Origin of the sequence: Actinomadura rubrisoli (assembly GCF_004349215.1) — a bacterium.
Lineage (GTDB): Bacteria > Actinomycetota > Actinomycetes > Streptosporangiales > Streptosporangiaceae > Spirillospora > Spirillospora rubrisoli.
The window spans coordinates 1-7,309 of sequence record NZ_SMKU01000417.1; the positions used below are offsets into that span (position 1 = coordinate 1).

Genomic DNA, 7,309 nt, shown 5'->3' on the forward strand with positions numbered 1-7,309 from the left:
GAGGGGGCGCTCCCGCGCGATCGGGGGCGGCCCGGTCCGCCGTTTCCGCGCCCCCGGCGGCTGACCTGCGGACGATCGATCTCAGAACGGACTCAGTACGGTAAAGCTTACCGGTCTAGACCGCGTCCGGGTTGCCGACCAGGGTGCCAACGAACGTACTATTCGGGCGATTTGTCCGGTGTGATGCGCGGACACGTGTGCCCCAGATGACGACGAGATCACAAGTCAGATACGGGTACTGGCGAAGGTCGCTTCACGGATGGACAGTCGTGCCCGAAGGACTACGTTTCCCTTCAGCAAACGCGGCGTAACGGGCACGGGGTCAGCGGACGATCTTCGCGGCCCGGGTCGGCGTGCGCCGGCGGCAGTGTGGCCGAGGTGGTAGGAGGTACGGAGCGTGACCGCACCGATCGAGGTGTCGGGGTCTGAGAACGAGGCCCAGCCGGACGCCGTCCTTGCGGGCATCGATCGCAAGGCGATCCAGGGTCGTTCCCTCGGCCAGATCGCCTGGCTTCGGCTCAGGCGGGACAAGGTCGCGATCAGCGGCGGCCTCTTCGTCCTGCTGCTGATCATCTTGGCGATGCCGGGTGTGACGGGCCTGGTCGTCGGCCTTTTCGGCAGCCCGCCGAACGAGTTCCATCAGAACCTGGTGGACGCGACGCTGGGCGGCCCCCTGAAGTCCTTCGGCGGCATGAGCGCCGACCACATCTTCGGAGTCGAGCCCATCAACGGCCGCGACCTGTTCGGCCGCGTGCTGTACGGGGCGCGGGTGTCGCTGCTGATCGGCGTGCTCGCCACGCTCGTGTCGGTGGTCATCGGCACGGTGATGGGCATCATCGCCGGCTACTTCGGCGGGTGGGTGGACACCCTGATCGCCCGCACCATGGACGTGTTCCTCGCCTTCCCGCTCGTGCTGTTCGCGATCTCGCTGGTCGGCGTGATCCCGCGCAGCCTGTTCGGGCTTGAGGGCAACAACCTGCGGATGGGGATCCTGGTGTTCATCATCGGGTTCTTCAACTGGCCCTACATCGGCCGGATCATCCGCGGGCAGACCATGTCGCTGCGCGAGCGGGAGTTCGTCGACGCGGCGCGGAGCATGGGCGCCCGCAACTCCTACATCCTGTTCAAGGAGATCCTGCCCAACCTGGTCGCGCCGATCCTGGTGTACTCCACGCTGCTGATCCCGACCAACATCCTCTTCGAGGCCGCGCTGTCGTTCCTCGGTGTCGGCATCAACCCGCCCGACCCCTCGTGGGGCGGGATGCTGTCGCAGGCCACCGAGCTCTACTCGGTCGCCCCTCACTTCGTGATCGTCCCCGGGCTCGCCATCTTCGTCACCGTGCTGGCCTTCAACCTCTTCGGCGACGGGCTGCGCGACGCCCTGGACCCACGGGCCCGATGACCCGGCGAACGTCCGGTATTAGCGAAAGGGAACTGATGAAATCTCCCAAGGTGGTGACCAGTGCGGCGGCGGGGATCGTCGTTCTGGGCCTGGGGCTGTCCGCCTGTGGCGGCAGTGACGACGAGGGCGGCGAAAAGGGCGGCAGCGGCAAGTTCGACGCCGGCTCGACCGCGGTCGTGAACGTCTCCGACCACAAGGGCGGCGTGCTGAAGATGGCGCAGCCGGACGACTTCGAGTCGCTCGACCCGGCGAACATCTACTACGCCTACGGCCTCAACTTCGTCCGGATCTTCTCCCGGAACCTGATGACCTACGCGTCCAAGCCGGGGCTCGAGGGCACCAAGATGGTCCCGGACCTGGCCGAGGCGCCGGGCGTGCCGAGCAACGGCAGCAAGACCTGGACCTACAAGCTCAAGCGTGGCGTCAAGTACGAGGACGGCACCGAGATCAAGGCCAAGGACATCAAGTACGGGGTCGCGCGCACGTTCGACCGCAGCGTCCTGCACAACGGCCCCTCGTACTTCACCCAGCTGCTGGACGCGGACGGCTACAAGGGCCCGTTCAAGGACAAGAACCTCGACAACTTCAAGGGCGTCGAAACCCCCGACGACTACACCCTGGTGTTCAAGCTGAAGGCCCCCTTCAGCGAGTTCGACCAGGTCGTGGGCTTCTCCGGGCAGACCGCGCCGGTGCCGGCCGCCAAGGACACCGGCGTGCGCTACGGCATGCACCCCGTCTCCAGCGGTCCGTACAAGCTGGAGGGCGACTACACGCCCAAGAAGGGCGGCACCTGGGTCCGCAACACCAACTGGGACCCGGCGACCGACCCGAACCGCAAGCAGCTCCCCGACAAGATCGAGGTCCAGTCGGGCCTGAAGGCGGAGGAGATCGACAGCCGCCTGCAGGGCGGCACCGTCCAGATCGACCTGCCCGGCTCGGGCGTGCAGTCGGCGGCGCGGCAGCAGATCCTCACCAGCCCGAAGCTGAAGGCGAACGCCGACAACCCGCTCGCCGGCTTCCACTGGTACGTGCCGATCAACGTCAAGAACATCCCGAACATCGAGTGCCGTAAGGCGATCGTGTACGCGGCCGACCGCGCGGCGATGTTCCGGGCGTACGGCGGCGAGGCCGGTGGCGAGGTCTCGACCTCGATCCAGCCGCCCGCCGTCCAGGGCCGCGAGAAGGGCACCGACTTCTACACGAAGGCGGACCCGAACTTCACCGGCGACCCGGTGCAGGCCAAGGCGTCGCTCGCCAAGTGCGGCAAGCCCGGCGGCTTCTCCACCCTCATGATCTTCCGCAGCGACCGCCCGAAGGAGAAGGCCACGGCCGAGGCCCTTCAGCAGTCCCTGCAGAAGGTCGGCATCAAGCTGGAGCTCAAGGGCTACCCCTCGGGCACCTACACCAACGAGCAGCTCGGCGCGCCGAAGTTCGTCGCCAAGGAGAAGGTCGGCCTCGGCACCTACGGCTGGGCGCCCGACTGGAACACCGGCTACGGCTACCTGCAGCCCATCTCGGACGTGAAGGCGATCGTGCCCACGGGCAACGCCAACCCCGAGGAGCTGAACGACCCCGAGGTCAACAAGAAGTGGAACGAGGTCGTCGCGGTCCAGGACCCGGCCGCCCGCGCGAAGATCTACAACGAGATCGACGCCAGGATCCGCGAGCAGGCGGCGATCCTGCCGAACGTGTACGCCAAGTCGCTGCTGTTCCGCCCGACGAACCTCACGAACGTCTACTTCCACGCGGGCTACGGCATGTACGACTACGCCAACCTCGGCGTCACCGGCTGAGCACGGTTCCGAGCTACCTGAGAGAAGGCAGGTGAAGGCATAGGGCGGTCGCCGGGGGGATCCTCCGGCGGCCGCCTGGGCCGGATACTGTGGTCGCATTCATTGTTCGCCGCCTGCTGGGCGCGGTGGGGCTGCTCCTCATCATCAGCGCGGTGACATTCGCCATCTTCTTCCTCGTCCCGCGGGCCGCGGGGGTCACCAGCGATGACATCGCGGGGCGCTTCGCCGGCAAGCAGCCGGACGCGGCCACCCTCGCCGCGATCAAGGACCGGTTCGGGTTCGACGACCCGATCCCGGTGCAGTACGGGAAGTTCATCAAGGCGATCGTCGTGGGGGACACCTACGACACCGGCACCGACAAGATCGACTGCCCGGCCCCGTGCCTGGGCTACTCGTTCCGCACGAACCAGTCGGTGACCGACCAGCTCGCCGACCGCGCGCCGGTCACCTTCATGATCGCCCTGGGTGCCGCGGTGCTGTGGGTGGTCGCGGGCGTGTCCATCGGCATCCTGTCGGCCCTGAAGCGGGGCACGATCTTCGACCGGGCCGCGATGGGCATCGCGCTGGCGGGCGTGTCGCTCCCGGTGTTCTTCACGGGCCTGCTGTCGCTGGCGTTCATCGTCCACAGATGGAACATCCTGCCCGAGGTGAACTACGCGGGCGTCAGCGACAATCCGTTCAACCTGATCCTGCCGTGGATCTGCCTGGCGTTCCTGTACGCGGCCCTGTACGCGCGGCTGACGCGGGCGGGCATGCTGGAGACGATGAACGAGGACTTCATCCGCACCGCCCGGGCGAAGGGCCTGCCGGAGAAGACGGTGGTCTTCAAGCACGGCCTGCGGGCCACATTGACCCCGATCATGACGGTGTTCGGCCTGGACATCGGGCTGCTGCTCGGTGGCGCGATCATCACCGAGAAGACGTTCTCGATCCCCGGCCTCGGGCAGCTCGCGCTGGACGGGGTGAACCAGAGCGACCTGCCGGTCGTGCTGGGGGCGACGATGGTCGCGGCGCTGTTCATCGTCCTGGCCAACCTGATCGTGGACATCCTGTACGGCGTCGTCGACCCGAGGGTGAGGCACAGCTGATGGCGCGCAAGGAACCGGCCGAGCTGATCAACGGTTCGGCCGAGAGCGGCGGCGGTGCCCCGGGCTCCTTCCTGGAGGTCCGCGACCTGAAGATCCACTTCCCGACCGACGACGGCCTGGTGAAGTCGGTGGACGGCCTGTCGTTCCAGCTGGAGCGGGGCCGCACCCTGGGGATCGTGGGCGAGTCGGGCTCGGGCAAGAGCGTGACGAGCCTGGGCGTCCTCGGCCTGCACAACCGCCGCAACGCCAAAGTGTCGGGCGAGATCTGGCTGGACGGCACCGAACTGGTCGGCGCGCCGCCGGGGCAGGTCCGCCGGCTCCGCGGCCAGAAGATGGCGATGATCTTCCAGGACCCGCTGTCGGCGATGCACCCCTTCTACACGGTCGGCAGCCAGATCGTCGAGGCGTACCGGGTGCACAACAACGTGTCCAAGTCGGTGGCGCGCAAGCACGCCGTCGACATGCTGGGCCGGGTCGGCATCCCCAAACCCGACCAGCGGGTGGACGACTACCCGCACCAGTTCTCCGGCGGCATGCGGCAGCGCGCGATGATCGCGATGGCGCTGTCGTGCGACCCGGAGCTGCTGATCGCCGACGAGCCCACCACGGCGCTGGACGTGACGGTGCAGGCGCAGATCCTGGACCTGATCCGGGACCTGCAGCAGGAGTTCAACTCCGCCATCATCATGATCACCCACGATCTGGGCGTGGTCGCCGAGCTCGCCGACGACATCCTGGTGATGTACGCGGGCCGGTGCGCCGAGTACGCCTCGGTGGACGACGCGTTCCACCGGCCGCTGCACCCCTACACGTGGGGGCTGCTCGGCTCCATGCCGCGGCTGGACCGGGAGCGGAGCGAGCGGCTCCTGCCGATCAAGGGGACGCCGCCGAGCCTGATCAATGTGCCGCAGGGCTGCGCGTTCAACCCGCGGTGCGCCTACCGTGACCTCAACGGCGACAAGAGCACGACCGAGCGGCCCGAGCTGCTCGAGCTGGAGCCGGGGCACAGGGCGGCGTGCCATCTCCCGCTGGACAAGCGGCGGGAGATCTGGGACTCCGAGATCCGGCCGAAGCTGTGACGAGCACGGGTGGGAACGAGACTGTGAGCACAGAGAAGACCACGGCGGAGGAGACCGGCGTCTCCACGGCCAAGGACGCGCGTCCCGTCCGGGACGGGGAGCCGCTGCTGGAGGTGGAGAACCTCGGCAAGCACTTCCCCGTCACCGCGGGGCTGCTACGGCGCCAGGTGGCGGCGGTGAAGGCCGTCGACGGCGTGTCGTTCTCGGTCCGCAAGGGCGAGACGCTCGGGCTGGTCGGCGAGTCGGGCTGCGGGAAGTCCACCACGGGTCGCATGGTCATGCGGCTGCTGGACCCGAGCTTCGGCAAGATCACCTTCGAGGGGCGGGACATCACCTCGATGTCGCAGGGCCGGCTCCGGCCGCTCCGCCGCGACCTCCAGATGATCTTCCAGGACCCGTACTCGTCGCTGAACCCCCGCAAGACGGTCGGCGCGATCGTCGGGGCGCCGTTCCGGCTGCAGAAGATCCAGACCGAGCACGGCGTCAAGAAGGCCGTGCAGGAGATCCTGGAGCTCGTCGGCCTGAACCCCGAGCACTACAACCGCTACCCGCACGAGTTCTCCGGCGGCCAGCGGCAGCGCATCGGGATCGCCCGGACGCTGGCCCTGAAGCCGAAGCTGATCGTGGCGGACGAGCCGGTGTCGGCGCTGGACGTGTCGGTGCAGGCGCAGGTGGTGAACCTGCTGGAGGACCTTCAGGACGAGCTCGACCTCACCTACGTGGTGATCGCGCACGACCTGTCGGTGGTGCGGCACATCTCCGACCGGGTCGCGGTCATGTACCTCGGGAAGATCGTCGAGGTGGCGGACCGCAGCGACCTGTACGAGCGGCCGATGCACCCCTACACCAACGCGCTGCTGTCGGCGGTCCCGGTCCCCGATCCGAGCGAGCGGGACGACCGTCAGCGGATCCGGCTGCAGGGCGATGTGCCGAGCCCGCTGGACCCGCCGCCGGCGTGCCGCTTCCACACCCGCTGCTGGAAGGCCCAGGACATCTGCAAGCAGGTCGAGCCGCCGCTGGTGGAGCTCAGCCCCGGCCACGAGGCCGCCTGCCACTTCCCGGAGAACACCACGGTCAGCGCGACCGACGAGGTCGCCAAGGCCGCGGTCGCTCCCGGCCCCGGCGCGACGGCCACGGACGCTGAGTAAATTCAACCCCGGCCCAAGGCCGCTCGCCTGGCGGCTCGCAGCCTTGACCGTGCTTGGGCGATCGCGACATCGCTTCGCGATCTTCCCAGGGGATGCTCGCCTTCGGCTTCGCATCCCCCGGTCAGGTAGCGCGATCGCGTGCAAGCTGAGGTCGCCGCTGAAACAGGCCCGGCCATCGCCTTAGCGCGATGGCCGGGCCTGTTTCGAGGCGGGATGGGTCGCCTCTTCGGGCCTGCCCGGCCGCTGGTTTGGTCGCGTTGGGCTGGTGATGTGCTCGCGTGGTCGAACTCTCTTGTGAGACTGGCCCTGGCGTCGTTTTCATGCGGCGGCCGGGGCGTGTGTCGAGGCGGGCATGGGCCGTCTCTTCGGGGGTGTCCGGCCGCTGGTTTGGTCGCGCTGGGGCGGTGATGTGCTCGCGTGGGGTGGTTGGGGTCGTTTGTGGGGCAGGCCCTGGCGTCGTTCTCATGCGGCGGCCGAAGCTTGTTTCGAGGCGGGCATCGGCCGTTTTTCGCAGTCGTGTCGCGCCCTGGCTTCGTTGCGCTGCGTGGGTCATGTGTTCGTGTGGTGGCTGGGCCGTCTAGCGCGATGACCGGGGGCGTGTTTCGCTCCTGGTTTCGGTGCGCTCCGTAGGGCACGCGCTCGTGTGGTGGCTGGGGTCGGTTCGGGCTGGATTCTTGCTGGCGCCGCGCGGTGGTGCGGTTCGTGTGCGGTTGCGTGGTGGGCTGGGCGCTTTTGGAGCGGGGCCTGGTTGAAGCTCATGGCGGTGTCTTTTGGGGGCCGTGGGGTGTGGGTCAGAGGG

Annotated in this window: 5 protein-coding genes; all 5 read left to right on the forward strand. The window is 68.1% G+C overall.

The genetic code is table 11. The features are described 5' to 3' along the window. Positions 1-397 precede the first annotated feature (397 nt). The 5 genes from E1298_RS41530 (at position 398) to E1298_RS41550 (ending at position 6,510) form a co-directional block, all read left to right on the forward strand. On the forward strand, positions 398-1,402 hold the full coding sequence (locus tag E1298_RS41530) for an ABC transporter permease (RefSeq protein ID WP_131902877.1): 1,005 nt from the start codon (positions 398-400) through the stop codon (positions 1,400-1,402). 35 nt (positions 1,403-1,437) lie between these two features. Continuing rightward, entirely contained in the window at positions 1,438-3,195 is a 1,758-nt protein-coding gene (locus tag E1298_RS41535; RefSeq protein WP_131902878.1) for an ABC transporter substrate-binding protein, read from the forward strand. 89 nt (positions 3,196-3,284) lie between these two features. Continuing rightward, positions 3,285-4,283 (forward strand): ABC transporter permease, encoded by a 999-nt coding sequence (locus E1298_RS41540; protein ID WP_165975918.1) that lies wholly within the window; start codon positions 3,285-3,287, stop codon positions 4,281-4,283. Further along, a complete protein-coding gene (locus E1298_RS41545) occupies positions 4,283-5,362 on the forward strand; it encodes an ABC transporter ATP-binding protein (RefSeq protein ID WP_131902879.1) in 1,080 nt (359 codons plus the stop codon). Before E1298_RS41540 ends, E1298_RS41545 begins: the two co-directional genes overlap by 1 nt. A gap of 23 nt (positions 5,363-5,385) precedes the next feature. Beyond that, a complete protein-coding gene (locus tag E1298_RS41550; RefSeq protein ID WP_424923202.1) occupies positions 5,386-6,510 on the forward strand; it encodes an ABC transporter ATP-binding protein in 1,125 nt (374 codons plus the stop codon). The last annotated feature ends 799 nt before the right edge of the window (positions 6,511-7,309 follow it).

Coding starts and splice junctions, on each gene's coding strand:
- E1298_RS41535 (WP_131902878.1), top strand. CDS start 1,438: ATGAAATCTCCCAAGGTGGTGACCAGTGCGGCGGCGGGGATCGTCGTT.
- E1298_RS41545 (WP_131902879.1), top strand. CDS start 4,283: ATGGCGCGCAAGGAACCGGCCGAGCTGATCAACGGTTCGGCCGAGAGC.